The 25,104-nt window shown below is 57.9% G+C and carries 26 protein-coding genes and 1 pseudogene; 14 read left to right on the forward strand and 13 right to left on the reverse strand.

The annotated features are described in order from the left end of the window. The 4 genes and pseudogenes from APU11_RS27525 to APU11_RS25120 form a co-directional block, all read right to left on the reverse strand. Positions 1–131 (reverse strand): annotated as a pseudogene (locus APU11_RS27525) (DDE-type integrase/transposase/recombinase); the annotation flags it as partial. A gap of 123 nt (positions 132–254) precedes the next feature. Beyond that, the gene (locus APU11_RS25110) at positions 255–662 is read right to left on the reverse strand and encodes a hypothetical protein (protein ID WP_060578738.1); all 408 of its coding nucleotides are present in this window, start codon (positions 660–662) and stop codon (positions 255–257) included. Between the two features lies 1 nt (position 663). Next, a complete protein-coding gene (locus APU11_RS25115; RefSeq protein ID WP_060578739.1) occupies positions 664–1,242 on the reverse strand; it encodes a hypothetical protein in 579 nt (192 codons plus the stop codon). After that, entirely contained in the window at positions 1,220–1,576 is a 357-nt protein-coding gene (locus tag APU11_RS25120) for a hypothetical protein (protein WP_060578740.1), read from the reverse strand. The genes APU11_RS25115 and APU11_RS25120 overlap by 23 nt, the downstream gene beginning before the upstream one ends. Positions 1,577–2,102: 526 nt before the next feature. Between APU11_RS25120 and APU11_RS25125 the strand changes: the two genes are divergently transcribed. The 7 genes from APU11_RS25125 to APU11_RS25155 all read left to right on the forward strand — a co-directional run bounded on the left by APU11_RS25125 (position 2,103) and on the right by APU11_RS25155 (position 5,916). After that, positions 2,103–2,738: a type II toxin-antitoxin system RelB/DinJ family antitoxin gene (locus tag APU11_RS25125; protein ID WP_228719179.1), complete on the forward strand. Its 636-nt coding sequence runs from the start codon at positions 2,103–2,105 to the stop codon at positions 2,736–2,738. Next, positions 2,735–3,418 carry a hypothetical protein gene (locus APU11_RS25130; protein WP_060578741.1) on the forward strand — a complete coding sequence of 228 codons (684 nt, stop codon included), beginning with the start codon at positions 2,735–2,737 and terminating at the stop codon, positions 3,416–3,418. Before APU11_RS25125 ends, APU11_RS25130 begins: the two co-directional genes overlap by 4 nt. Before the next feature lie 44 nt (positions 3,419–3,462). Continuing rightward, complete coding sequence (locus tag APU11_RS25135) at positions 3,463–3,681, forward strand: hypothetical protein (RefSeq protein ID WP_011091034.1); 219 nt, start codon at positions 3,463–3,465, stop codon at positions 3,679–3,681. A 2-nt stretch (positions 3,682–3,683) separates the two neighbouring features. Continuing rightward, on the forward strand, positions 3,684–3,893 hold the full coding sequence (locus APU11_RS25140) for a hypothetical protein (RefSeq protein WP_004187413.1): 210 nt from the start codon (positions 3,684–3,686) through the stop codon (positions 3,891–3,893). Positions 3,894–3,961: 68 nt separating this feature from the next. Then, positions 3,962–4,600 carry a hypothetical protein gene (locus APU11_RS29075; protein WP_239691346.1) on the forward strand — a complete coding sequence of 213 codons (639 nt, stop codon included), beginning with the start codon at positions 3,962–3,964 and terminating at the stop codon, positions 4,598–4,600. A 144-nt stretch (positions 4,601–4,744) separates the two neighbouring features. Then, positions 4,745–5,065: a hypothetical protein gene (locus APU11_RS25150; protein WP_004187415.1), complete on the forward strand. Its 321-nt coding sequence runs from the start codon at positions 4,745–4,747 to the stop codon at positions 5,063–5,065. Between the two features lie 2 nt (positions 5,066–5,067). After that, on the forward strand, positions 5,068–5,916 hold the full coding sequence (locus APU11_RS25155) for a 3'-5' exonuclease (RefSeq protein ID WP_004187418.1): 849 nt from the start codon (positions 5,068–5,070) through the stop codon (positions 5,914–5,916). A gap of 22 nt (positions 5,917–5,938) precedes the next feature. On the opposite strand, the gene umuC is transcribed toward APU11_RS25155, so the two are convergent. The 3 genes from umuC to APU11_RS25170 all read right to left on the reverse strand — a co-directional run bounded on the left by umuC (position 5,939) and on the right by APU11_RS25170 (position 8,432). After that, positions 5,939–7,204 (reverse strand): translesion error-prone DNA polymerase V subunit UmuC, encoded by a 1,266-nt coding sequence (umuC, locus tag APU11_RS25160; RefSeq protein ID WP_040119741.1) that lies wholly within the window; start codon positions 7,202–7,204, stop codon positions 5,939–5,941. Beyond that, positions 7,192–7,626, reverse strand: coding sequence for a translesion error-prone DNA polymerase V autoproteolytic subunit (gene umuD, locus APU11_RS25165; protein WP_059329323.1), 435 nt, complete (start codon positions 7,624–7,626; stop codon positions 7,192–7,194). Before umuD ends, umuC begins: the two co-directional genes overlap by 13 nt. Positions 7,627–7,778: 152 nt before the next feature. After that, complete coding sequence (locus tag APU11_RS25170; RefSeq protein WP_060578742.1) at positions 7,779–8,432, reverse strand: CPBP family intramembrane glutamic endopeptidase; 654 nt, start codon at positions 8,430–8,432, stop codon at positions 7,779–7,781. Between the two features lie 79 nt (positions 8,433–8,511). On the opposite strand from APU11_RS25170, the gene APU11_RS25175 reads away from it, so the two are divergent. The 5 genes from APU11_RS25175 to APU11_RS25195 all read left to right on the forward strand — a co-directional run bounded on the left by APU11_RS25175 (position 8,512) and on the right by APU11_RS25195 (position 13,763). Further along, positions 8,512–8,895, forward strand: coding sequence for a DUF1496 domain-containing protein (locus tag APU11_RS25175; RefSeq protein ID WP_060578743.1), 384 nt, complete (start codon positions 8,512–8,514; stop codon positions 8,893–8,895). Positions 8,896–8,999: 104 nt separating this feature from the next. After that, positions 9,000–9,395 (forward strand): lytic transglycosylase domain-containing protein, encoded by a 396-nt coding sequence (locus APU11_RS25180; protein ID WP_004187436.1) that lies wholly within the window; start codon positions 9,000–9,002, stop codon positions 9,393–9,395. Positions 9,396–9,439: 44 nt separating this feature from the next. Continuing rightward, the gene (locus APU11_RS25185; protein WP_060578744.1) at positions 9,440–10,702 is read left to right on the forward strand and encodes a hypothetical protein; all 1,263 of its coding nucleotides are present in this window, start codon (positions 9,440–9,442) and stop codon (positions 10,700–10,702) included. A gap of 10 nt (positions 10,703–10,712) precedes the next feature. Continuing rightward, positions 10,713–11,663 carry a DsbC family protein gene (locus APU11_RS25190; protein ID WP_004206886.1) on the forward strand — a complete coding sequence of 317 codons (951 nt, stop codon included), beginning with the start codon at positions 10,713–10,715 and terminating at the stop codon, positions 11,661–11,663. A 12-nt stretch (positions 11,664–11,675) separates the two neighbouring features. After that, entirely contained in the window at positions 11,676–13,763 is a 2,088-nt protein-coding gene (locus tag APU11_RS25195; protein ID WP_023302493.1) for a hypothetical protein, read from the forward strand. Between the two features lie 414 nt (positions 13,764–14,177). Here APU11_RS25195 and dqlB read toward each other — a convergent pair whose 3' ends face one another. Beyond that, the gene (dqlB, locus tag APU11_RS29145; RefSeq protein WP_004206884.1) at positions 14,178–14,273 is read right to left on the reverse strand and encodes a DinQ-like type I toxin DqlB; all 96 of its coding nucleotides are present in this window, start codon (positions 14,271–14,273) and stop codon (positions 14,178–14,180) included. A gap of 836 nt (positions 14,274–15,109) precedes the next feature. On the opposite strand from dqlB, the gene APU11_RS25205 reads away from it, so the two are divergent. Beyond that, complete coding sequence (locus APU11_RS25205) at positions 15,110–16,429, forward strand: IS1182-like element ISKpn6 family transposase (RefSeq protein WP_004152397.1); 1,320 nt, start codon at positions 15,110–15,112, stop codon at positions 16,427–16,429. A 249-nt stretch (positions 16,430–16,678) separates the two neighbouring features. On the opposite strand, the gene APU11_RS25210 is transcribed toward APU11_RS25205, so the two are convergent. From APU11_RS25210 to tnpA, 5 genes are all read right to left on the reverse strand, one after another. Next, positions 16,679–17,560 carry a carbapenem-hydrolyzing class A beta-lactamase KPC-2 gene (locus APU11_RS25210; RefSeq protein WP_004199234.1) on the reverse strand — a complete coding sequence of 294 codons (882 nt, stop codon included), beginning with the start codon at positions 17,558–17,560 and terminating at the stop codon, positions 16,679–16,681. Positions 17,561–17,611: 51 nt separating this feature from the next. Continuing rightward, positions 17,612–17,851 carry a hypothetical protein gene (locus APU11_RS29190; protein ID WP_004152395.1) on the reverse strand — a complete coding sequence of 80 codons (240 nt, stop codon included), beginning with the start codon at positions 17,849–17,851 and terminating at the stop codon, positions 17,612–17,614. Continuing rightward, positions 17,848–18,627, reverse strand: coding sequence for an IS21-like element ISKpn7 family helper ATPase IstB (istB, locus tag APU11_RS25220; protein WP_004152394.1), 780 nt, complete (start codon positions 18,625–18,627; stop codon positions 17,848–17,850). The genes APU11_RS29190 and istB overlap by 4 nt, the downstream gene beginning before the upstream one ends. Continuing rightward, complete coding sequence (gene istA / locus APU11_RS25225; RefSeq protein WP_060578746.1) at positions 18,624–19,649, reverse strand: IS21 family transposase; 1,026 nt, start codon at positions 19,647–19,649, stop codon at positions 18,624–18,626. Before istA ends, istB begins: the two co-directional genes overlap by 4 nt. A gap of 106 nt (positions 19,650–19,755) precedes the next feature. Next, positions 19,756–22,785, reverse strand: a complete 3,030-nt coding sequence (gene tnpA / locus APU11_RS25230) for a Tn3-like element Tn4401 family transposase (RefSeq protein ID WP_004152392.1) — start codon at positions 22,783–22,785, stop codon at positions 19,756–19,758. 109 nt (positions 22,786–22,894) lie between these two features. On the opposite strand from tnpA, the gene tnpR reads away from it, so the two are divergent. Further along, on the forward strand, positions 22,895–24,610 hold the full coding sequence (gene tnpR, locus APU11_RS25235) for a Tn3-like element Tn4401 family resolvase TnpR (protein WP_004152391.1): 1,716 nt from the start codon (positions 22,895–22,897) through the stop codon (positions 24,608–24,610). Positions 24,611–25,104 lie beyond the last annotated feature (494 nt).

The following is a 25,104-nucleotide window of genomic DNA, read 5'->3' on the forward strand; positions in this document are numbered from 1 at the left end:
AATCGCGGGATCTGCCACTTCTTCACGTTGTTGAGGATTTTACCCAGAAACCGGTATGCAGCTTTGCTGTTACGACGGGAGGAGAGATAAAAATCGACAGTGCGGCCCCGGCTGTCGACGGCCCGGTGGATTTATACTCGCACTGATTAACAGATTAATTTTCCGTTTACTCCGACAGAAAGTTAAGTAGTAAAAATGTCTATAATTAAAAGGCGCCCTTCCTCACCAGTTGGACGCCTTTTGTGTATGCATCATCAGTAATCTGTAAACCCTGAAAGAAGTGTGATGGACACGTCGTCTTCTTCACGCGCAACCATCACCGGAACATCCTCCCAGCGTGCCACGTTTTCTCCCCACTTTTGCAGGTCAGCGCATGACAGATTGTGCCTCTGACATAACCTCAGAATGGTGTCATTCGAATACCAGTCTATGCGGGACAGGTGTTCACGGATCACCCATTCATCCCACGGCCGGCCGTCAAATGCAGGTTCACGCCGCCGCCATTCCGGATTGTTAATGACCAGATAATCTCCAACATAAATACGGTCGGTCAGCTGATATATATCAACGAAGCCAACCTCACTGTCAGGGATCACCTCCAGGAAGAGATAACCCGCTACAGGGTGTACCGCGCCCAGAAGCACCATAGGCTGAGTCACCATGTTATTCCCCCTGTTCGTCTTCAGCGGGCCGCCAGGCCCGCTGCCCTTTATAACCCAGCAGGGCTTCACACATCAGATCGGTTATACGCGCAATCGCGTAATCCGCACTGTCAGCCCGCAGGGAAATCACGGCCGTTTCCCCCCGGTGCGCGGCGTTCCAGAATCCGGGCAGCAGCGCCTGGAACCGGGCCCGGTCATCCCCCTCCGACAGCAGGGCTGCATCCGGCAGCCGTTCGCGGATCACATCTTCACCGGCCTGACGCAGGATATCGTCACGACTCCAGATGCACAGCGTTGCCGGTCCGCTGCGCATGAGGATAGTAGCGGCGTCAGCCATACTCAGAGTATCCAGCTTCAGCATCTCCATGCCCGGCCGACGCAGCACGAATCCAATCGGCCGCCGGTACTTGCCCAGCTGCAGCAGATCGTCGTCCGTAAGCAGCTCCAGGCCACGCTGCAGGACAAGATGCAGTACTTCAGCCTCTTTAATCGGCCGCAGCAGTCCATGCATCGTGTTCGCTTTGACGGTCAGCGCCTCAATGCGATTCCAGAGCTCATCATTTATATGTTTGGTGGCCACCGGAATGCTCCCCGCCAAAATAAAACCGTTTTCCATCCGCCGCTTTGCCCAGGCATACCGTGTGACCCGTGGTTATCTGGCCGGCATCCATCATGAACGGCGCGCCCGGACCGCGAAACACGCCCGGATCGACGGCGGCAGGTTCGCCGGCAACGACCGGCCGGACCATGCCCATATCGTAACTGTCCGGCAGGTTATCCGGCAGGCAGGCCTGCGTGTAGTCATCCGCGACTTTCTGCGCCTCTTCCTGCGTGGGGTAACGACCCAGCACGCCGGTGATCTCTTTTTTCAGTCCGAAGCCGTAGCCGCGAACCTTGTACGCTTCATATTCCATCCCGTTCACTCCGTTTGTCGTTGTTTACCGAATGACCACACTCTAATAAATTAGTCTTCACCGGTAAATTATAAATATTTAGATTCAGCACTAAAAGCTAATTCAATGAAGCGACATACCAGTAATCATCACGCTGCGTGACGACCGCACGATTTACCCCGCCGGATGATTCGCCCCCTTATCTTTTCACCCTGTGACTTTTACGCCTGCAACCACCGGAAAATACCTTTTCGCCGGCGCCGCTATTGCGGAAAAAACGTAAATACCGGAAAAAACGAAATCAACAGGGAGAGGAAGGCAGGGGAACGGTCGCGCGGCTGCCGGCGCGGACACCATATCTTGTGCCGTTCCCGGCTGACGGAGCCACTACATATAGCGTTATCCACAGAAACGGTGGATAAGTGGCGGTGCTGCGTAGAATACCGCTAAACCGCAACGGTGAAAAAATGTGGTCCTGCCCGCAAAAGTGCGGTACAAATGGCTGTACATTATGTAAAGCCAGATGACTGTACAAAAAGGAAGGAGCATGACCGGGTTGTTTGAACGTAAAAAACGGGCCAAAAACGCCCAGCTGACCGTGCGTCTCGATGAGCAGCTGAAGAAACGCGCCGAACTGCGTCTGGAGGCAATGGGGATGACCGCCACGGAAGCGGTGGAGCAGCTTTACCGCTTCATCGCCGATCACGGCCGGATGCCCGTCACGGAGCGTATCGTCACATTTGACATCCTGTCACAGCGCGGCCGCGCCATCGCCCTCAATCCCGCCGACGCTGTGACCGAAAACTCCCGGCGGTTTCTGCAGTCGCTGGGAGCTATGGAAGTGGTCTGCTGCGATCCCGCTGCATTTGAAAAGGCGGTGCTTGAATATTTCAGCCTGTATGTGCCCGACCAGGCTGCCTGTTTACTGGCCGGTGTACTGAACGTCACGTTCATGGTTAATGCCGCCAGTCGCGTGAAAGATGACTGGCATGACAGGCTGCTGTCCCTGTTACAGCGCGACTTTGATTTCAGCGAAGAACAGTCAGTGACGTTCATTAACAGCATCGTGGACAGCGAACATGTCGATCCTGCCATCGTCAGTCGAAATAATACGGCCTGGCGGAGCGGAAAAAGCACCGGTTCCGGCGCCGGCGAATCGCCAGAGCCGGGAGCCCCGGAATGAACAGACGCCTCCACCTCATCACCACCTGTACCCGGCGCAAGGCGGGCCGCGTGGAGGATACCGTTTTTCCGGGCGACGCTTCCCTTGATGACGCCTTTGACGGCTGGTACAGGCTGATCGCCCAGGCCGCCCGCCGTCCTGGCAGGTTGCAGGAAACGGGAGAGCTTTACCGGGGCGCACACTGGCTGCGTGCCCGCGGTATCGCGGCGCGGTGGCCGGGCATCGAGCTGTGGGCCATGTCGGCCGGTCTGGGGCTGCGCCACCATACCGATCCGGCGGTCGCGTATGAGGCAACGTTTCACGCCATGCCCTTCGCGCCGGCGACCGTCTGGGGCTCACTGACGGCACGGCCCCCGCTGGCGGGCCGCTGCGCCTCCCTGGCTGAGCTGATGCAACGCTGCCCGGACGATCGCTTTGTGATCGCCGGTTCACCCGTGTATATCAGCGCGGCTGAGCAGGATATTCTGGCCGGCGTGCCGGCACTGCATGATGCGGCCGCTCAGCTGATTATCGTGACCTCACAGGGCTATCGTGGTCCGCTGCAGCCGTTTCTGAAAAGAAGCCGCGCGGACATGATGGCGACCCTGAAATCGAACATGACGTGCCTGAATATTGCCTGCGCCGGCGCCCTGATTGACGCCATGATGCAGGCAGACGCCCGGCAGGCGGCGACCATTTAATACAGACAGAGACTGGCGCTACCGTCGCCAGAAGGGGGTTTTACATGTTCAGCATCATTTACCACGCCGGCGCAGCCGTCCTTTTCCTGGTCATGAGCCTGGCGGCCGGCGCCGGCCTCCTGCTTCATGGCCATGAATATACGACAGGTCATTTCTGGAACATGACGGGGCTGTGCATTGTGTCAACTCTCGTCTGGATCTGGGCTGTAGCTCAGGCAAAAGAAGCCTGGTACATTTCACGAAACATCAAAAAAGGACTCTGACCATGAAAGATGAAATTCGCCACGAAAAACCCGTTGAAGTGAATATACAGCTGACACACAGAGAAGCGCAGGCTCTGGCGCAACTGGTTAAGCGTCTGGGATTCAGTGACTGCCGCGGCCTGGCGACGTCAGATATTGAGGCATATCTGATGATGGATGGAATCAACCAGATCATGAAAGCACTGGCTGAAGAGGGCTATGCACCGCGATAAGGGGCCGGGACTATCTGGAATTAGCCGAAAATACGACCCTATCTCGCGGGCAGTAAGGAGAGGTTTTAATGTTATACATGGGTTTGTGCAGCTTTATGATGTTCATGGCGTTAAGTGAGATGATCCGCACGATGACGGCCATTGGCAATGGCAGTTTCGCCGGCAACCGCTTCATACCGCTCGCCTTAGTTCTGTTGACACTGGCGCTGGCATCGCCTTTCTTTGCCACATTTTATACACTGAGCCGGCCTGTTTCGATGGATGCACTCTCCAGCCTGTCCGTTGGTGCGCAGTGGGCAGGTATCGCCGCCGCTATTCTGCTGTGCATTCTGTATGGTTATCGTGCCTGGAAAAACGGCCGTTTCTGGTATACCGGTGCGGCCATTGCCTCAGTGGTGATTGCCGTTATTTTTGCCAACAGCCTGCTTTTCGTGTCCAGGCCCGATGCCGGCATCGTGGCCACTTTTGTGCTGAACAACGATGACAGTAATGACGTGGAGTGCGACCGTTCGGTACTGCTGGTTCATTACAACAAGGGAACCCCTACGGAGTGGCGCTGCCCGACCGGTATCATGTTCATGTCTGATGCGTCAAAACCCTTTCTTCCCTGGCCGGATTATCACGGCGGGCGGAGTCAGCATCTGACGACAGCACTGGATCAGATCACAGACAGCGCCATGCGCCTTGACCTAAGCCAGAAACCATAATTCTCCCGACACCAGGGAAAACAAGCCGCCGTCAAGAGCGGCATTTTCTTTTTCGGACTTCTGATTTCCCGTTATGAACACAATATTATTGATGTCTCACATCAATTAGGTTACTTTGTCATTAATTCCTTAATGATGTGACACATGAATAAGATGCAAAGTAAAGCCCCCTCGATGCGGCTCTCCGGTGTGCAAAAAGACGTATTGTTTGTTCTGTATGGTCTGGCAGAACGTCAGCTGGCGGGCCCGTTCCCGGCGATGCAGCTTTTCAGCATCCTCAATAAGGGACGCCTCCAGCCCGTTGCCGATACCAATTTTCGTCGTTCCTGCCATACGCTGAACCGTCACGGCCTGCTCAGCAAATACCGGGATAATCAGTCACTGACGCTCGCGTTTGGGCTGACAGAGGCAGGCCTGGAGATCGCCAGAGAGGTTTATCACAAACGCCTGACGGAGATGGAATAACCATGAAGAATGATGAGCTGGCCACACGACGCGCAGAGGCGATAGCCGGCGATCGGTGCTTCACGAAAGGGCGCCTGCGCGATGAATTCAGAATGAAGCCAGCTCCCGGTGCTGAGCCGGTGAAATGGTACAAAAGCGCCTATGGCGGCAAGTACGCCGTATACCGCATTGCAGACTGTGTTCCGATGCGGGAAAAACGTCCGCCGACCGAGAAGCAGCAGCAGGCCGGCCTGCGTCTTTCCGTCCTGTCCCGGCTTAACAGCACCAGTGGCCGGATGGCACGGCGGGCACACGACTGGCTGAGTCTGGCGCCGCTCTTTCTGGATACCGAAACGACGGGGCTGGGTAATACCGCGGAAGCGCTGGAAATCGGCCTGACCGATGCGGCCGGCCGGGTGATATTTGAAACCCGCCTGAAGCCGACGGTCGCCATCGAGGCGCAGGCCGCTGCCGTGCATGGTATCGATGAGCCGGCACTCAGCGGCGCACCATCCTGGCCAGATGTGGCACTGCAGCTGCGCCACGCCATCGGGGCCCGGCCAGTGATTATCTTTAACGCCCCCTTTGATACCCGCATTCTGAAACAGACGGCCGCCGCACATGGCGATCCGGCCGACTGGCTGGGAGAACTGACAGTGTATTGCGCGATGGAGCTGGCTGCAGGGTATTTTGGGGCCACCAATCGCTATGGCACCATTTCGCTGGCCAGCGCGGCCAGTCAGGCAGCATTGACCTGGGAAGGGGAGGCACACTCGGCGATCGCCGATGCACGGATGACGGCCGGGGTGGTGAACGCCATTGCCGCATACCATCTGGCATTGCTGCAGGAGCAGGAACGGCTGCAGGCCTGACAGACTGGCCTGCACATCGCTGTTATCGCATAAACGCCGCGGGAATATCCTTCCACTGCGTGGTGTAGGCCGGGGACAACATTTCACGGCGCATGGCATATTCCGGATCAATACCTTCTCCGGCGAAGAAGACCCTTGACCTTCCTTCCCTGTTTATTTTGTCGATGGTGGCCATCAGTTTTTCGCTCCCCGGCCGCACTGCAGCCGGCGCAAACAGATCCAGCTGGGTTTCATATCCCTGCAGATCGCTGAGCATCACGCCGGCTTTTGCATACCGCACGCCCTCACGCCAGATACGCGACAGCCCCAGCTGCGCCGCGGCGATGATGTCGCGTGTATCCTGGCTTGGCACGGGAAGCACTTCCGTAGCCTGGTTACTGTAGGGCACACCGCCGGCGTCATAAGCACTGCTGCGGATAAAGACCGTTACCACCTTCGCCAGGCGGTTTTCCTGGCGCAACTTTTCCCCTGCTCGTGTGGCATATTTAGTCACCGCCTGCTGCATCTGCGCCAGTTGCGTGACCCGCGCTCCAAACGAACGGGATACAACAAGCTGCTGTTTCGCGCCGGTGCCTTCCTCCAGGGCAAAGCAGGCCTCGCCACGCAGCTCACGAATGGTCCTTTCCAGCGTCACACCGTACAGCCGGCGTGCAAGACGGATATCCATCTCTGCGAGCGCCAGCGCCGTTTTGATCCCCATTGCCGCCAACCCTTTTTCGGTACGATGGCCAACGCCCCACACATCGCCGGCCGCCACCAGGCTCATCAGCTTTTTCAGTCTTACAGGATCACTGAGCGCCACAACCCCCCCGGTGGCAGGCCACGTCTTTGCGGCATGGTTGCACAGCTTGGCCAGCGTCTTCGTTGGCGCGACGCCGACTCCACAGGTGAGCGTTGTCTGGCGCAGCACTTCAGCCCGCAAAAGCTGGCCAAACGCCTGCGGCGTCATCACGCCCTCCATATGAGAGGCATCCGCAAAGAGCTCATCAATTGAGTAAACAAATGTCCGCGGCGCCAGACTCTCCACCACGGTTGCAAATCTGGCGGAGAATGAGGCGTAAAGGGTGTAGTTGGAACTGAATACGGCAACGTTATGCTGTTCCAGCAGGCGGCGGCAGCGGAAATAGGGCTCCCCGCGGCGCACGCCCAGCGCTTTCGCCGCGCGATTGACCGCAACAAGCGCCCCGTCGTTGTTGCTGAGAACGACCACAGGGCGACCTCGTAAATCAGGGCGGAACGCTTCTTCGCAGCTGCAGTACATCGAATTGACATCGATTAAGGCGTACACGGGCGGTGTCTCATGACAGTGAACGTAACCACACCCCATATCTGCAGCGCCTCCGGATCAAACCTGATTGGTGGAAAAGCCGGATTCAGCGGCATCAGGCAGGGGTAAGGGCGGAGCTGCAGCTGCTTGACCGTAAATTCATTATCGATGCTGGCAATCACGATGCTGCCGTGCCGGGGTTCTTCTGCCCGATCGACGACCAGCACATCGCCATCATGAATGCGCGCATCACGCATGGAATCGCCGGACACACGCAAGAAGTACGTCGCGGCCGGATGCCGCACACAGTAATCATGCAGGTTAAGTTCATTGGCCTCATAGCCTGCTGCCGGGCTGGGAAAGCCGGCCGCAACGGGTTCGGCAAAAAAAGGGAGTGCGTCGCCTTCCACTGAAGGCCGGGGATAAACGAGAGCCAGCGCCATAATTTAGCCTCCTACAACTGTTTATACATACAGTATATTGCAGGCTTCAGGAAACTGGCAATGCCGGCATACTGCGTGCCGGCACGCGGAGGGGGTCAGGTCAGAATGATGGCCAGACGGCCAGGAGCGTCGTCCGTGATAGATTTACACTTTCAGCCCAACAGTAAACCCAGCGCGGTAGCTTCCATATGCAGCAATACCGACAGCAGCAGGCCGCCACTTCTTATCCGGGCAGCTGATGTAATCAGCCCCACCAGGAACATTTCTGCCAGGGTCAGCAGGTTCTGATACTGCATATGCACGGCGGCAAACAGCAAAGACGTTATCAGCGCGCCCAGCCACATCGTCCAGTTGTACCTCGAACGGAAGACGTTCAGCATGACACCACGGAACAGGATTTCCTCATTCAGCGGGGCAAGGATAAAGACGGCCAGCAACGTCAGGATCACATCGGGTATAGACTTATCGGCAAAAAGTTTCGTCATAAATGGCTCTGCGGGCAGGTCCAGCACTTTACCCAGCAGAAATTCACCGACATACACCACGGCCATCGCGCCAACCAGCCACAGTGCGCCAACGTTGCGCAGCTGGCCAACGACCGGTAGCGGAGCAACCCAGCGGCGGTATACCAGGAAAACACACAGCAGGTACACCAGTACAGCACCATGACTGAAGAACAGCGTATTTTTCCCCAGCCCATAGAGCAGAACAGCCTGCCCCATGACAAACATGGCCCCCCAGGCAATGGCCCAGGCTGCCAGCAGAACCAGCATAAACTGCAGATATTTATTACGTGACTGAATCATTTTATCCCCTGTAAATTTTTAAACAGAATCGGCTTGACACTCAGGCCGGTTTTCAGACTTAATTTAAATGATACAGAAAATGATTACCGTTTTTTTTAATGGAGAAAGTGAAATGAAATCCAACACGAAGATTGCTCTTATTCTGACTGCATCCGTAATCAGTTGCAGTGCCTTTGCTCAGAGCGTATCCGCACCGAAAACCGATTCTTTACTGAGCAGCATTCTGGGTGAGCAGGTACAGACAAACCAACATCTTGTACAACTGCTGGCAAAGGATCAGGATGCCGGTATTACACTGACCCCGGAACAAAAGAAAACCTCTTGCCTGTATGAAAGTCATTACTACAGCAGTGGCGCACCACTTACCGTCGGAAAAGAAACACTCCGCTGCACGCTGAGTGGCGAAATCCCGACATGGGAAAATGCGAACGAGGGCAATATTGTCTCTGTCGAAGGCAAATAAAATCCCTCTGACAGCCTCTCAATTATCCGCACCAAAATGATTTAAAAAAATCTCCTTTTGATGGTATATTTTTTACTCGAAATAGAAATCATTAGGAGATTGTTATGGTTGATGCCCCGCCCTCAATCCCGCTGCCAACCTGCATGGTTGAAGCAGCACAGATTTATCACATTCCTCTCCGTGGATTCCTCGCCTTGTGGCTGACTGAAGGCGGAAAACCGGGAATGAAAAATAAAAACAAAAACGGCACTTACGATTACGGCGCATTCCAGATAAACACCATCTGGGCGAATAAGCTGGCGTCCGATTTTGGCGTAAAAGCGGAGCAGCTGCAGCATGACTTCTGCGCCTCTGCAATGGCCAGTGCCTACATCCTCAAATACAACATCATTCTCGAAGGGGGGGATTTCTGGCAGGGTGTCGGCCGCTATCACTCCAACACGCCGGCGCGTAAGGCCTGGTATATCGGGAAGGTTTACCAAAATTCTCTGAGGTTCTGATGCAAAACCAGCCACAACGGAAAGGAGGAGGGGATGATGGCCTGATGATTATCGGGGCCCTGCTCATCATGATCACAGTGATGTGGTTTGGCTTTCGTGATTATGTGATTTACGGAGCCTGTCGCCTGCTTTACTGGATCTACGGTGTACTGCCGGACGCCATTACACCGGGTAATGCTGCCGAGCGCCGGGACATGCTGCTGTCGGCGGCGCGGTATAACCACCAGGTTTCGCTGTGGGACTTTATCAGCGTGATGAACGACACGGCCAGCGTGCTCTTTCCCCTGTTCATTTTAATCATCGGGCTGTTCGTCTGGGTTATCTCACGCAATCCTTACTACCGTCTGACCCGTAAACTGACCATCCGGAACCTGCCCTGGGTGATGGTAAAAAACTATCCGGGGATCGCCCATATCCTCGCCCGGTTTGGCCACCTCGATCAGCTGCTGCTGAATGAAGATCCGGAAGAAGCACGCAGCGCGCAGTCACCCGTTGAGTTTGCCCAGGAACATAACCTGATTGATACCGCTAAACGCCGCCTCCGTAAAAAAGCCGCACATAAGGTCTTCCTGTCACAGGTAAACCTGGCTCCCGAAGGGGCGGCCCTTTCCCTGGCGCCCTGGGAAAAAGCACTCGCTGCCTCGTTTGTACATCTGCGGTTTATGGGCGACCGGCCAACGGCTAAATCCATTATCGACGATCTCAACCGTTCCTGCCTGCGGACTAAAGACGGCTTCCCTGATTATTCGCTGGCCGCCGGGCTCTGGACCGTCGCCAGCCAGTGCGAAGCGTTCAGAGAATTTGCAAAGGGGCGCCGCAGCTCCCGTTCGCTACTCTACGCGCTGTTCGATGATGACCTGCAGCTGCCATCCGCAAATTTCCGGTGGCTGAAAGGCGTGGACCGCACGTTATGGTATGCACTTTCAAGCGCCGGCCGCGGGAAGTTCTTCATTGAAGGAGGTGGCGTTATTGCCTGGAGTCAGTGCGAAAGTTACCGGCTGACGCTCGATGAAGAAAAGGCGGCGAAATTCCCGCCGACCGTGCGGGCGGCCGTGCTGGGCCTTGAGCTGGATCTGCTCCATTACCGCCATATTGACCGCCGCGATCCCGCCATTCCGGTCGCTCACTGGCAGGAAGACGTTATACCGCCATTTGCATTTGAATCTGACGCTGAAGCGGAAGACGAGCCGGCTACGCCGCCTGCAGCTCCGCACGACACCCCGAACAACAGTCTGCGACTGACAGACGATGAACCGACACCGGCTAAACCTCAGCCGGCAACCCGTCCCGATCACCTGGAACTCTAAGCGAGGAAGTATGAAACTCACCGTAAAAACCGATCGCAACACACTTTATCTTTCCGCTGACGGAAACTACCAGGAACAAGCCCTGCATTCCTTCCCCCTGTCAGCCTGTCATTTTGGGCTTGGCCATGATGCCGGCAGCGGTCACATCCTGACGCACAATACGTTTTCTGGTGAAGCGGTGCAGCTGTTCCGCTTTGAAAACGAATATCAGGCCATCGAGGCGCTGAACAATATCCGTAAAAAGCTGAAACAGCAGCGCGGACTCAATGCCGTGCGCCGGCTGTCTAACTTTATTTTCTGGCCAGTCGCCGCGCTGGGCTTTATCGTCTCCATCAACGGCGCGTTGATGAATATGCATCAACCGGCACAGCCACTGCAGGCAAACTCGTATGCTCCCGCGCCGGGTCTGCAGCAGCCTGCCACTGCGCCGGAGCAGCTGCAGGTTCAGGCAGCACCTGAAGCCCCTAAAAAACTGGCTGATAACGACTTGCTGTCACTGAAAGATGCCGTCACCAGCGGACGCTTTACGATCTCGCTTTCAACCGGACATAAACACACCCTGTATGTGTTTTCCGACCCGATGTGCCCGCACTGCCGCGCGCTGGAGCCCCGACTGCAGGAACTGAGCAAACGCTATAACGTCGAGATTTTCCCCGTGTCCGTTTATGGCGACCTGCGCTCGATGGTCCGCGCCGCTCCAGTACTCGATACCGGGAAAGATACCCGACTGAAAAGCTGGGAAGACACGATTAACATGGGATACACCACCATGAACCCGAAGATTGACGATCCGAAAACAGCCCCGGATACCACCGGCGCCCGCCTGGTTGACGCGAATAATATGGCATTTGCGAAATTCGGGTTTATCGGCACCCCGTCCATCGTTGCCGATTCGGGTGATGTGATCCCGGTTTCCGTCGTCAAAGACGATGCCCGCCTGCAGCAGGCAATAGGAGAATAACCCGGAGCCGCTATGCAACAGGAATCTGTAGACAGTAAAAAAGTCATCCGCCCGGATGGTTCGTTCATGGAGTGGTTCCTCACTCCGAACGTACAGTTTGGCCTGCTGGCCATACTGACCGTGCTGGGTCTGTTTCTCCCCTTTACCATGCTGCTGAGCATCCTCATCCTTCCGCCGCTGATGGTGGCATTCACGGATCGCAAATTCCGGCCACCGCTGCGAATGCCGAAAGACTGCGAAATGTTCGACGACACCCTGACCACGGAAACCCAGGCGGAATACCGTCTGGGGCCCATTCGCATCCCGCATAAGGTCCGGGAGCGGAAGAAAGCGAAGGGAATTTTATATGTCGGGTATGAGCGGGGACGCCTGTTCGGCCGCGAGCTGTGGCTGAACATGACGGACCTGCTGCGCCACATGGTATTTTTTGGTACCACCGGGTCGGGTAAAACCGAAACCTTCTATGGGTTTATCGTTAACTTCCTGCTGTGGTGCCGTGGCTACTGCCTCTCAGACGGTAAAGCAGATAACAAGCTGGCCTTCGCCACCTGGTCGCTGGCGCGCCGTTTCGGCCGTGAGGATGATTATTACGTCCTCAACCTGCTGACCGGTAGTATCGACAGGTTCGTGAACCTGGTGAAGCAGGAAAGCATCCCCGCGCAATCCAACTCAGTCAATCTCTTCAGCGTTGCCCCGCCGACCTTCATCATCCAGTTGATGGAATCCATGCTCCCCCAGGTGGGCGGGGATTCGGCACAGTGGCAGGATACGGCAAAGGCCATGATGTCGGCGCTGATCAATGCCCTGTGTTATAAGCGCGCCCGCGGCGAACTGCTTTTGTCACAGCGCACCATTCAGAAAAACATGTCGCTGCCGGCAATGGCCGCGCTGTACGTTGAGGCAAAGAAAAACGGCTGGCACAGCGAGGGTTACGCCGCGCTGGAAAGTTATCTGGAAAATACACCAGGCTTCCTGCTGGCCAACGCGGAATACCCGGAAACGTGGGAAGCCCGCGCCTTCGAACAGCATAACTACATGAGCCGTCAGTTTCTGAAGACGCTCTCCCTGTTCAATGAAACCTATGGCCATGTTTTTCCGGAAGACAGCGGCGATATCCGGATGGACGATATTTTCCACAATGACCGTATTCTCATCGTCATGATCCCGTCTCTGGAGCTGTCACGCGGTGAAGCGGCCACGCTTGGTCGTTTATATGTGACGCTGCAGCGAATGACCATCAGTAAGGACCTGGGCTACCAGCTGGAAGGGAAAAAAGAGGAAGTCCTGCTCACTCACGCGCTGAATAATCAGGCGCCATACGGGCTGATTTATGACGAGCTGGGCCAGTATTTCACCAGTGGTATGGATACGCTGAGTGCGCAGATGCGTTCACTGGAAAAAATGGGCGTATTTTCCTCCCAGGATCACCCGTCGCTCGCCCGCGGCGCGAACGGCGAGGTGGATTCGCTGATCGCCAATACCCGCGTGAAGTATTTTGAGTCGATTGAAGACCGGAAAACCTTTGAAATACTGCGCGAAACCGTCGGCCAGGACTATTATTCCGAGCTTTCCGGGCAGGAAGCGGAACACGGCACGTTTTCCAAAACGGTCCGGGAAGGGGATCTGTACCAAATCCGTGAAAAGGACCGCGTGAACATTCGTGAGCTGCGTAAGCAGACCGAAGGTCAGGGGGTAATTTCTTTCCAGGATGCCCTGGTACGCAGCGCCGCGTTTTACATTCCGGACAATGAGAAGTTTTCCAGCGAACTGCCGATGCGGATAAACCGCTTTATCGAGGTATTGCCGCCATCGCCGGCAACGCTGTACAGCATTTATCCGGAACGCAAGGATGATGAACTGGCGGAAACTAACCCGGATGCAATGCGCTTCCCGCCGATCAAGCTGTTCGGTTACGACAAAGCGGCCAACAGCCTGCTGGAAAAAATTGAGGTCTTCTACGAGCTGCAGTGTGGCGCAATTTCACCGGAAGAAATGTCGGTGTGCCTGTTTGAACTGTTCGCTGAATGGCTTGATGGAACAGAAACGGACGACGTGCTTTACCACCAGGAAGACGATCTGTTTCCGATGATCGAGATGTAACCCTGAACGCCATCGTTGTTAGAACGCTGGCGTTTTCCGTTCTCCCCTTGCCAGCGTCAGCGATTCCTGTAAGTGCAGAGAGAATGTAGTCGCTATATGTTAATGTTTGGTCGGTGGTAAGACATCGTTTAGAAATCATAAATCATTACGAGGTATTCAAATGAATAGTGTTCCGGTCGAGAAAAGACAACAAGTACCCGGTATAACGAAATGTACGTGGGAAGGGATGCCCGTTATGGTGATCGATGTCGGTTATGCCGGAAAAAGTATTATTGAGTGCTTGAAGGATATACCGCAGGAAAAGATAGACGTTGTGGGAATCAATCCTTTTGATCGGCCGCTAAACAGCTTGTAATCTGAGAGTTTGCATTAAAAGGCGGGGAGTGGTCCCCCCGCCTTTAGTTACGTTTCCGGTCAGTCAAAATACTGCCGGATCAGCTCCAGGACCGCTATCACAGCGTTAGACACTGCAACAACCGCCCGCAGAACGACGATTAACAAGTTAATCATCCGTTTGCTCCATACAGAGCAGGAACACCGCTGATCGCCCTTACGTTGCCTGTCACAGCGGCTACCTCAACGTCAATAGTTTAGGTGTTCCCGCTCCAGCCTGGGCATTGAAACAGCACCACCTGTTTTTCAACCAGGACTTTAATCCGTTCCTACCGCATATGCGGGAAGCAGGAGAAAGAACACCAACAGATTGACCCGCGCAGTATACCCTATTTCGTGCTGTTTGCATTTACTGCACTCATGGCGTAATATTTAACCGTCAATAGTTTAGGTGTTCCCGCTCCAGTCTGGGGCAAAACAAAAAGCCCGATCTCACCAGTCGGGTTTTTTTGTGCCTCCATTCTGGCAGAAATCGCATTTCCTCAAATAAGCGCCTAAAACGCTCTCTGTGGCCTTCACTGCAAAAAGAGCAACATTCCCCTGTCTTCACCCTGTTTAACGCGCCTGCGAGCGGCTGAAGTGGATAACCGCGGCTAAATGGGGGGGTAAGCGGGAACCCCAGAAAATTCCGCCATTCCGCATTGTGGAATTTTTTGGGGGGGTGGTCCGCGGCATGACGACCCGCCAAAGGCTACCGCATCTATCTGAGGCGCTGTGGCGCGACGCTGAAACCCCGGGGAATTCCGCTACTCCAGTTCCAGGTCCGCAATAGTTCGTCCAGGTCGGGTGGCGTACGCCGGAAACGCCGATTTTTCCGCAACCGTTTCTGCGTTGTCGGCAAGGTGGTCTCAGAGAGCGCTCAAGAAGCGGTTTTTCTCGTATGTTTAGCTACGGTGGCCTAGGAGCCTGCGCGGCAGAAGCCAAATCGGCGGAAGATCGAGGACGATACGGGGATGGCTGCCAGTTACCTTCCTTACCGACCCGACCAATCCTATCTGCTGCCCCCTTCTCTGGGAGAGTGGCTACCTGAAGGGCATCTTGCCTACTTCATCAGCGAGACTGTCGATACGCTGGACTTGAGCGCATTCCACGCCCGGTATGCCGGCGGTGGTCCGGGCAATCAGCCGTTTCATCCGGCGATGATGGTCAAAGTGCTGATCTATGGTTACGCGAGCGGCGTCTTCTCTTCGCGCAAACTAGCCAGGAAGCTGTACGAGGATGTCGCGTTGCGTGTGCTGGCCGCTGGAAACTTCCCGGCCCACCGCACGCTGAGTGACTTCCGTGCCCTACACCTGACCGAGCTTGAGAATTTGTTCGTTCAGGTGGTGCAACTGGCGCGCGAATGTGGGCTGGTGAAGCTTGGCACGATCGCGGTCGACGGTACCAAGGTAAAAGCCAACGCCAGCCGCCACAAGGCGATGAGCTATAAGCGCATGAAGCCGGCCGAGGACGAATTGCATTGCGAGATCAAGGCGCTGCTTGATCGCGCCAAGGCTACCGACGACCAGGAGCGTAACGAGCCGGAGCTGGACATTCCTGCCGAGATTTCTCGCCGCGAGAAGCGCCTGGAGGCGATCCAGGCGGCAAAGGCGCGCCTGGAAGCGCGCCAGCGTGAAGCGGACCAGGCCCGGGGGCGCAGCGAAGACGATGGCCGCCGGCCTCGCCATCCGGATGGCTCGGACAAGGGCGGTGGCTCGTACAAACGCGAGTTTGGTGTGCCGGATGACCGTGATCAGGAAAGCTTCACCGATCCGGACAGCCGGATCATGAAACACGCCGGTGGTGGCTCCGAGCAGAGCTACAACGGGTACACAGCGGTCGATGCCGAGCACCAGATCATCGTGGCGGCGGAGTTGACCAACTGCGCCGCGGACAGTCAGGCGCTGCTGGGCATGCTGGCAGCAGTTCAGGCCAACACCGGAGAAATGCCGGCCCAGACGCTGGCGGATGCGGGATTCCGTAGTGAGGCTGTTCTGGCAAAGGTCGCCGATCACCACGGCGATGTCATCGTTGCCCTCGGCCGCGAGGGACGTGAAGATGCCAAGGTCAATGCCAAGACCCATCCGCATACGGCGGCGATTGCGGCGAAATTGAAAACGGAGCAAGGCGATGCAGCTTACCGCCGGCGCAAGTCGATCGTGGAGGCTCCGAATGGTTGGATCAAGGCGGTGATGGGATTGCGTCAGTTCAGCATGAGGGGCCTGGACAAGGTGCAAGCCGAGTGGAAGCTCGTCTGCATGGCGCTAAATCTGAGGCGAATGGCGTATCTGTGAGGGCGAAGGTTAAATGGGGCGGCTCAAATGCACCCCAGTCGTCATAACACGCCGCGCGCCGCAAGATTGGTATCCTTGGCGCCGACGCCTTGCCAATTGCAGAGAGCGCCGCCGCCATCGTCAGTGCTCTACAGAAAACCGGTCACACGGCTCTGCCGCGCAGACTCCTAGCCTAAATGTGACAGTGGTTGGTAATCCATGCCGCCCGCAAGGGCGGCGGTGGTGGGCCAATAGATGATTTTCAGAGCCTTACTGCCCGTTGACGCCCAATCCCTCGAGCGCGAGTCTAGCCGCAGCGGCGATGACGGCCTCGCTGTGCTTGTCATCCTTGTTAGGCGCCCGGGTGTAGACGGCCAACACAATAGGTGCGCGCCCAGTGGGCCAGACGACGGCATAGTCATTTGCCGTGCCATACACTCCGCAGGTTCCGGTTTTGTCTCCGACTGCCCAGTCTGCCGGCACCGCCGCGCGGATGCGGTGGTTGCCGGTCGTGTTTCCCTTTAGCCAATCAACAAACTGCTGCCGCTGCGGCGCAGCCAGTGCAGAGCCCAGTGTCAGTTTTTGTAAGCTTTCCGTCACGGCGCGCGGCGATGAGGTATCGCGCGCATCGCCTGGGATGGCGGAGTTCAGCTCCAGCTCCCAGCGGTCCAGACGGAACGTGGTATCGCCGATAGAGCGCATGAAGGCCGTCAGCCCGGCCGGGCCGCCCAACTCCTTCAGCAACAAATTGGCGGCGGCGTTATCACTGTATTGCACGGCGGCCGCGGACAGCTCCGCCACCGTCATGCCTGTTGTCAGATATTTTTCCGAGATGGGTGACCACGGAACCAGCGCATTTTTGCCGTAACGGATGGGTGTGTCCAGCAAGCCGGCCTGCTGCTGGCTGCGAGCCAGCACAGCGGCAGCAAGAAAGCCCTTGAATGAGCTGCACAGTGGGAAGCGCTCCTCAGCGCGGTAACTTACAGTTGCGCCTGAGCCGGTATCCATCGCGTACACACCGATGGAGCCGCCAAAGTCCTGTTCGAGTTTAGCGAATGGTTCCGCGACGAGGTTGGTCAGCGCGGTGGCAGAAAAGCCAGCCAGCGGCCATGAGAGACAAGACAGCAGAACTAGACGGCGATACAGTGACATCAACGATATTCCTTGTTTGAAGGTGGAGCTAGGTGTAGCGGCCGGATGTAATCAGGCCGCTACAGCTGGGATTATCACCGAGCTTGAAAAACGAATCAGGTCGGCGTTCATGGGTCGGCCACCTCGCCTGACCTCGGCATCCACGTTACGGACGGCCTCAGGAAGTCCTGGCCAAGCCCCGACTATTGGGGCGCGAAGATAGCACCGAGGGTACGCCGGTGTCAACACCAACTGAAAACTGACCCACTTTACCCCTGAATCACCAAAGTAATACTGACCCACCTGGATCATTCGGGTTTGGAATTTTTCCTGACCACTCCCGCCTTCCTCTTGTCCTTCAAGCGGTAGCTTTCGCCGCTCAGGGTCAGGATATGGGCATGGTGCAGCAGCCGATCCAGCATCGCGGCTGTCAGGGTGGTATCGCCGGCAAACGCGTCGGCCCACTGGCTGAACGGCAGGTTCGAGGTCAGGATCATCGCCCCTTTCTCATAGCGCTTCGCCACCACCTGAAAGAACAGGTTCGCTTCCTCGCGTCCGAAAGGCAGGTAGCCGATCTCATCGATCACCAGCAGCCGTGGACCGAGGATGGCGCGGTTGAAGTATTCCTTCAGCCGCCCTTGTCGCTGCGCCGTGCTCAGTTGCAGCATCAGGTCGGCTGCCGTGATGAAGCGTGTCTTGACCCCGGCTTGCGCGGCCTTGTAACCCAAGGCGATGGCGAGGTGGGTCTTGCCGATGCCAGAGGGTCCGATCAGCACCACGTTCTCGGCCCGTTCGACAAACGCCAGACTGCCCAGCTCCTGCACCAGTGCCTTGGGCACGCCGGGGTTGAAGCTGAAGTCATAGTCCTCCAGGGTCTTGATGCCCGGGAAGCAAGCCATCCGCGTCAGCAGTTCGCGGCTGCGCTGCTGGCGACACCCCGCTTCATGCCGCAACAGGTGTTCCAGGAAGTCGGTGAAGCTGAAGTCCTCGCGCACCGCCTGCTGCGCCAGGACGGGGTAATGCGTTGCCACCCGTTCGAGTTTGAGTTGCTGGCACAGGGCGTCGATCCGCTCATGCTGGAGGTTCATCGGCAGGCCTCCCCAATTGCGTCATAGACAGACAGTGGGTGCTGGAGAGATTCCAGTGGTACCGGGCGGAGACTGTTATCCAGCAGGGGGGCCTCGTCGCACCGCACACGGGATGGCAAGGGTTGCAGGTGTTCCCGCTCCTGCCGCCAACGGTCGATGGGGCGCTCGTTCAGGGTGGCGTGGACCCGCACATTCGCCTCGTCTGCCAACCAGTCACGGACGCGTCGGTTGGCAGCAGCACAATCGAGCAGCAGCCCCGTGCCCTTCATCCGGGTCAGCAACGGGTTGTAGAAGCTCTCGCGGAAGTAGCGATTGAAGCGCTCGACCTTGCCTTTGGTCTGGGCCCGATACGGGCGACACAGCCGGATCCGGAACCCCAGGTCATCGGCCAGTTGAAGCAAGCCGGGGTGAAAACGGTGCTTGCCGTCACCGTAGGCATCGCGTTCCAGCACCACGGTCTTCATGTTGTCGAACAACACCTCGCGGGGCACACCGCCCAGATAGTCAAAAGCCAGCAACAGGGAGTCCCGCACGGACTCGAAGGATTCGTCCGGTACGAAGGTGACAAACGTCATGCGGCTGTATCCCAGCGTGGCGACGAAGGCCGACATGGGGGATCTGGCCCGGCGCAAGACCACGAAATCAGCCTGCAACTGCCGTCCGGGCTCGGTCTCGAAACGGACGGCCGGACCTGCTTCGCGGCGGGCGGGCTTGAGCGTGGCGAGGAAGGCGCGCAATAACGAGAGACCGCCGCCATACCCTTGAGCGCGGATTTCCCGATTCAGGACGGTGGCAGGCAGCCAGATGGGGTGGGCCTGCTCGACCCGTTGCCGCAGATAAGATTCAAATGGCCCCAGTTTGGTGGGGCGTGGTTCACGGGGCTGGTATCGCGCTACCGACGGATCGCGGAGGTAGCGGCGCACGGTATTGCGCGAGACCCCCAACGTGCGGGCGATGTGCCGGATGGAGTGGCCCTGTCGGGCAAGAACTCTGATTTCCACGGTTTGCTCCTGGGTCAACATCGACGGCCTCGAAAAGGCCGCCAAACTAGCCCAGGTGGATCAGTTTTACTTCGCTGGGGTGGGTCAGTTTTACACTGCTGCTAACACGGAACCGCTGAAAATTCCGTCACTCCAGTTCCAGGCCTGCGACGATCGCATCGAGATCGATCGTCTTGCCGCTGCTTTGAAAGGTGTAGTGCCCGTTGAGCAGGATGTGCCGCCATGCCGCAGGCGAAATTTTTGTGATGAGTGCCAGCGCCTTGCTGTTGCCGGCCGCCTCGTACTTGGTCACCAGCCGCGACAAGATTGCCGAGTTGTAGAAAATGATCGTGTTGGCGATCAGCCGTGCGCACTGGTTGCTGATCTCGATTTCAATGTCGGTGCGACCGGTCAGTTCCTTCTTACCGCCGACCTGGGCAATGGCCGAGCGTAGCTGATGGTAGGACTCGAGGCGATTTTGCGAGCGGTGCACGTTGCGTTCCAGTTGCGGATCGCGCAGGTAGCGAAGCGTGTAGATGCTGCGGATGAGCTTGTCGAACTCGAAGATCGCGCGCCGCGTCGGGTTCGTCGTGGTGTAGGTGCACAGCTTGCGGATCAGCGTGCCCTGCGTCATTTCCTTCAGCCCGAGTGTGGCGACGATCCGGTCGATGTTCGGCTTCTCGCGATGGATGAGATCGCAGTCGATTTTCCCGACTGGCCGAATCAGGCACGCCTGATACTGTGCTGGATCGTCAGCGCAGTAGAGTTCTTTCAATTGCGCGTTGAGGTCGGTGAAGCGCGGCTCGAACCGCCGGCCAAACCAATGCAGGATGGCGAAGTTGGCCTTGTTGACGCTGTGCATGTCGCCGGTGATCGCGGTCGGCATGATGTCCGACGTGTTGCGATACCAGATGTCGAACACGTGGTGGGCCTCGTAGTCGTGCGCGCCGATCAGGTAGCCGTTGAGCGGGATGTGGTTGCACAGCAGCGTGTAGGCGACCACGCCCTTGCCGCGCCCGAAGTACTTGCGCGAATAGCGCGCCTTCACGGTCGGCCGTTCGACGCTGAATTTCTGCCCGTCGACGGCACCGTACAGCGTTTCGAGGTCGAACGAGTAGTATGGGAAGATCGGTAGCGTGGCGATGGCGTTGCTGATGCAGTCGTTGGCCGCGTGCAGCGTTGCCTGGCGCAGGTACTGCTGGTAGCCGCTATCCAGCACGTGGTACGGGATGTCGCTGGTGCGCGCCATGACGTGGTTGCCGTGGTTCATCGCTTGCGCGATGATGACCGCCATCAGGCTGTCAGCGTCGGCGACCTTCTTCGCGTAGCGCGGCTGCATGGGCGTGAACGCCGACAGAAACTTGCACTCGTCGTTGACGAAGCGAAACACGTCGGCCACGTCGCAGAACGGAAGCTTCTCGTAGAATGCCTTTTCGCGCGCTTTCTCATTCTCGCTCTTGGGCTTGCGCCAGGTCAGTTTCTGCGTGTCCTTGTTGTATTCGAGGTGCGTCAGCTTGCCCTGTTTCAGCTCGCGGTTGAACGCCAGCCACTGCGTGCGCAGTTCGGCAGTCAGCGCATCGAGTTGGGCATGGACGGGTTGCTGCAGGAAGGGGATCTCCATTTTTGCGAGCACATCGATCTTCCTGTCCATCTCAACCAGTTCATCTGAGAAGTGCCGGTGTTGCAGGCTGTCGTCGAGGTAGAGTTCACCCGATTGGAGACGCTTCCTGATCTGGCGGTACAGCCAGAACTCGTAGCGGTCAGCGTGCAGGCCGGTTGGTTTACCGTCGGCGTCGAAGGTCAGCAGGTACGGCCGCAAGCGTTTCGGAAGTGTCGCCGCGGGCCACTCGTCGAGTGGCCGTTGCGACAGCCGCTGCTGCTTGGCAAAAACACCTTTGGCCCAGGCCAGCGCGGCAAGCCATGGACTGTCTGGATTGGAGCCGGAGAGGTCGAGCGCAACGTACAGTGGACGAAGATGGCGGCGCATGCGGTCGGCCAGCCCGTCCACCGCCTGCCACTGCAAGGCCAGCTTGCTCGCCGGCTTCACGCTCATACGCTGCGCCGTGGTTTGCAGCGTATCGCGAGGCATGATCTTGTAGGCGCGCTGCCGCACCTCGCCGAAGGGCGTGGGATCGGCCACGCTATCATCAACGTAGAGTGACAGCAGGCGGCCTACCCGCGGCGTTTCCTGCTGACGGCGCACCTGCTCGTCGGCAAAGGATTGTTTGGCACCAGCGCTGCTTTCGTCCTCCAACTGCTTCATGTGGTACGCCATCGCATCGACCAGGTTGTCGGAGAGCTGCCGGTAGCGTACCCAGGCATAGCACAGCAGGTAGAGTTGGGTCTGATCGGCCTTCAGATTGCGCAGGTCGTGGACGGTGTAGAAGTTTGCCAGGCTCGCGTAGTACAGCAGGTTCTGCTGCGAGACGTCGAGTTTAGGCAGCAGTGTCTTGGCGATTGCGTGCAGCGGCTCCAGCGTGGCGCGCTTTTCGCGCTCGCGGACCATCTGGCGCCAGCCGAAATTCTTGGCGTCCTGCTTGAGCGCCGCCAGTTGCGACAGGGTGTCATCACGGACCAGAAGCTGGCTCAGCGCGGCCTTGGCAGATTCGTCCAACGCTTGCTCCAGCAGATTGCCCAGGCGCCGGCGCTCGGCGGATAGCGTTTCGCTGACCAACTCTTGCAAGGTCGTATAGCCGGGCCGGATAATCTTGTGCTCATTGAGCCAGACGATCAGCTCGGCGGCGACGAACCCCGGCGTTACGTCACGCCGCACGGTCCGTGCGGCCTGCTGCTCGAGCTGCGGCAGGAAGGCGGCCGACCACGGCCAGTAGCCGAATAGTTTGGCGATCTGCTCGCGCTGGGTGTAGCGTTCATGCTTGGTGATCGCCTTGGGTTCGAACACCTCGCCGTGGAAATAGCGGCTCAGCACGAAAGCGCAATCGTCCTCGACTTCGTCCCAGTCGAAACTGAAGAAGGCATGCTTGGCCTTGAAGTAGCCGATCTGCAAGAGGCAATAGACCTTGGCATGAAGACTGGGCCGGCTGTTGGCAAGCGCCAACTCGGTTTCTGTCACAGCCAGATATTCCAGCTGCTGCGCATCATCGAACTCCGGCAGGCCATACAAGGCCTCCTGTTCGGCGTCGGATAGGACGCTGAGTAGCTTGTTCTTCTTGCTCATGGCCCGTTCTTGCTATCTTGAGGTTTCGTAGAAACATGGGGCATTTTCGATTCTACTGAAATAATCGTTATTATCGCGTTACTCGCTTTTCGAATCGCAACCTGTCCATATGAAAACGGGCCAGACTACGGCTTCGAGTTCTACCCCAGTCGGCTTTCCCGATGCGGATTCGCTGGCTGCCTTGCGCGGCTGGTACGCGGGACTCAGCTCTCGCGCGGCCGTTGAACACTACCTGGCGGCACGCAAGGCCGCCGGTCAATCAGCGCGAGGGATGCTGGGGCATATCCGCCGCCAGCTCATCGTTTTCGCCAACAGCCGCCACCGGCCGGATCTGGCCGACGTGTTCCAGCACGCCCCCGAAGAGCGACAGGGGCGCGCGGGTGCCGTCGAACGCGCGATCCGGCTCTTGCCCACGCTGCCGGCGCCGAAGCCCCAGATCAGCGACAGCATCGACCAGTGGCTGTCTCCGAGGACCGTCAGGGCACTGCAGGCGTACGGTATCCACACCCTCTCGGCGCTGACCGTGCGCATTCCCCGCCGGCGTGGCTGGTGGAAAGCCATCGAGGGACTCGGCATGACAGGCGCCCGGCAGGTCGAGGCTTTCTTTGCCGCACATCCGCAGCTCACCGAGCGCGCCCGGGCCCTGATCCCGATTATTCAGCCCAGCGGCATCGTGCCGTGGGAGCAGTTGCGTCTGCCGAACGAAGTCGACGGCTCGCAGGGCAATTTCCGGGCCCCGCGCAACGCTTGCACGCTGAATGCGACCAACGACTACGAGGCCGTGCAGGCCTGGCTGGCGCTGCACGAGACTGTCGCCACACAGCGCGCCTATCGCAAGGAGGCTGCGCGGCTAATCCTGTGGGCCATCGTCGAACGCGGACGGGCGCTATCATCCCTGACCACGGACGATGCAATCGCGTACCGGGCCTTTGTCCGGCACCCGACCCCGCGCGAGCGTTGGGTGGGGCCACCTCGACCACGCGATTCGGTGGAATGGCGCCCCTTCTCGGGCGGCTTGTCCGCACGCTCGGCAGCGTATGCGCTGACGGTGCTCTCGGCGCTGTTCCGGTGGCTCATCGAGCAGCGCTATGTGCTGGCCAACCCTTTCGCCGGCGTCAAGGTACGCGGTCACGCCTTGCGGCCCGCACTGGATACGGCGCGAGGCTTTACCGAGGGAGAATGGCTACTGCTGCGCGCCATTGCAGACGGCCTGGAATGGTCCTACGGCTGGTCCGAGCCGGCAGCACAACGCCTGCGCTTCATGCTCGACTTCGGCTATGCCACGGGCCTGCGCGCTAGCGAACTGGTCGGCGCCGTCCTGGGTAATGTCCGCCTCGACGAGCACGGTGACCACTGGCTGCATTTGGTTGGCAAAGGTGGCAAACCAGGTAAGGTGGCCTTGCCGCCGCTCGCGTATACGGCGCTGGACCAATACTTGGCACAGCGTCAACTGCCAGTCAGCCGGGAACGGTGGAATCCGAAAACGCCCCTGGTGGGCAGTCTTGGGGAAGACGGTAATGCCGGCATCACCGGCCCTCACCTTTGGTGCGTGTTGCGAAGATTCTTTACGCAAGCCGCTGAGGCCATTGAGGCCGATCATCCGGTCGCCGCCGAAAAGCTGCGCCGTGCCACGCCTCATTGGATGCGTCACAGTCATGCCAGCCATGCGTTGGCCCGGGGAGCTCAGCTCACCGCGGTGCGCGACAACCTACGCCATGCGTCGATCGCCACGACGTCGATGTATTTGCATGGCGATGAGCTCGAGCGCGCCAGGCAGATGCGGCAGGCTTTTGGCGCTCGTCACGTCAAGCGAGGAGTCGACTGAATTTTCATCATACGGAATGACGGAATTTTCTGGGATTCCCGCTTAGAACCCCTAAATCGATCCTCTTTTCCCTGTTAATTTTAAAACTGACAGTTGGCACAGGTGCTGATTGCCTGAAAGGCATTGCACAATATGGCAGACGATTTTCCTGCCTGACTGCCCTGCAGATGGCTCTGTGGCCACATTACCCCCTGGCTACTTCGAGCGGGCGGTGTGACGTTAGCGGCACACCGGGCGCGTGGGTAGTAGCGTTGACGTCAGGGGTGCGTGTCGCAGCCCTGCCGTCTTACGGGGGTGTTCTTAGTTACATCATCCATCATGCTTTTTTCTGCCGAGCCGTTGGCTCGGCGGGGAAAAGCACGGTGGGGCAAAGAAGAATCCGCCCTGGAGGTTTCTGCTGGCCACCCTGCCCGGCATTTGCCGGGTGCTAACCTGGGAGCATAGCGACCATTCTGGCCGTCGTGCCGCGAAGCGGCGCTGAAAGGCCAGGCATA

This window comes from Enterobacter sp. 50793107 (assembly GCF_001463365.1).
Lineage (GTDB): Bacteria > Pseudomonadota > Gammaproteobacteria > Enterobacterales > Enterobacteriaceae > Enterobacter > Enterobacter cloacae.

Bases quoted from the DNA above. Each gene is read 5' to 3' on its own strand.
- tnpA (WP_004152392.1), bottom strand. From the start codon at position 22,785: ATGAGCAAGAAGAACAAGCTACTCAGCGTCCTATCCGACGCCGAACAG.
- istA (WP_060578746.1), bottom strand. From the start codon at position 19,649: ATGTTGACCCAGGAGCAAACCGTGGAAATCAGAGTTCTTGCCCGACAG.
- APU11_RS25130 (WP_060578741.1), top strand. From the start codon at position 2,735: ATGAACAGACGCCTCCACCTCATCACCACCTGTACCCGGCGCAAGGCG.
- APU11_RS25150 (WP_004187415.1), top strand. From the start codon at position 4,745: ATGAATAAGATGCAAAGTAAAGCCCCCTCGATGCGGCTCTCCGGTGTG.
- APU11_RS25125 (WP_228719179.1), top strand. From the start codon at position 2,103: ATGACCGGGTTGTTTGAACGTAAAAAACGGGCCAAAAACGCCCAGCTG.
- APU11_RS25140 (WP_004187413.1), top strand. From the start codon at position 3,684: ATGAAAGATGAAATTCGCCACGAAAAACCCGTTGAAGTGAATATACAG.
- APU11_RS29075 (WP_239691346.1), top strand. From the start codon at position 3,962: ATGTTATACATGGGTTTGTGCAGCTTTATGATGTTCATGGCGTTAAGT.
- APU11_RS25110 (WP_060578738.1), bottom strand. From the start codon at position 662: ATGGTGACTCAGCCTATGGTGCTTCTGGGCGCGGTACACCCTGTAGCG.
- APU11_RS25205 (WP_004152397.1), top strand. From the start codon at position 15,110: ATGGCTGCCAGTTACCTTCCTTACCGACCCGACCAATCCTATCTGCTG.
- APU11_RS25175 (WP_060578743.1), top strand. From the start codon at position 8,512: ATGATTACCGTTTTTTTTAATGGAGAAAGTGAAATGAAATCCAACACG.
- APU11_RS25195 (WP_023302493.1), top strand. From the start codon at position 11,676: ATGCAACAGGAATCTGTAGACAGTAAAAAAGTCATCCGCCCGGATGGT.
- APU11_RS25180 (WP_004187436.1), top strand. From the start codon at position 9,000: ATGGTTGATGCCCCGCCCTCAATCCCGCTGCCAACCTGCATGGTTGAA.
- APU11_RS25170 (WP_060578742.1), bottom strand. From the start codon at position 8,432: ATGATTCAGTCACGTAATAAATATCTGCAGTTTATGCTGGTTCTGCTG.
- APU11_RS25185 (WP_060578744.1), top strand. From the start codon at position 9,440: ATGATTATCGGGGCCCTGCTCATCATGATCACAGTGATGTGGTTTGGC.
- umuD (WP_059329323.1), bottom strand. From the start codon at position 7,626: ATGGCGCTGGCTCTCGTTTATCCCCGGCCTTCAGTGGAAGGCGACGCA.
- tnpR (WP_004152391.1), top strand. From the start codon at position 22,895: ATGAAAACGGGCCAGACTACGGCTTCGAGTTCTACCCCAGTCGGCTTT.
- APU11_RS25120 (WP_060578740.1), bottom strand. From the start codon at position 1,576: ATGGAATATGAAGCGTACAAGGTTCGCGGCTACGGCTTCGGACTGAAA.
- dqlB (WP_004206884.1), bottom strand. From the start codon at position 14,273: ATGATTAACTTGTTAATCGTCGTTCTGCGGGCGGTTGTTGCAGTGTCT.
- istB (WP_004152394.1), bottom strand. From the start codon at position 18,627: ATGAACCTCCAGCATGAGCGGATCGACGCCCTGTGCCAGCAACTCAAA.
- APU11_RS25135 (WP_011091034.1), top strand. From the start codon at position 3,463: ATGTTCAGCATCATTTACCACGCCGGCGCAGCCGTCCTTTTCCTGGTC.
- APU11_RS29190 (WP_004152395.1), bottom strand. From the start codon at position 17,851: ATGATCCAGGTGGGTCAGTATTACTTTGGTGATTCAGGGGTAAAGTGG.
- APU11_RS25155 (WP_004187418.1), top strand. From the start codon at position 5,068: ATGAAGAATGATGAGCTGGCCACACGACGCGCAGAGGCGATAGCCGGC.
- APU11_RS25190 (WP_004206886.1), top strand. From the start codon at position 10,713: ATGAAACTCACCGTAAAAACCGATCGCAACACACTTTATCTTTCCGCT.
- APU11_RS25210 (WP_004199234.1), bottom strand. From the start codon at position 17,560: ATGTCACTGTATCGCCGTCTAGTTCTGCTGTCTTGTCTCTCATGGCCG.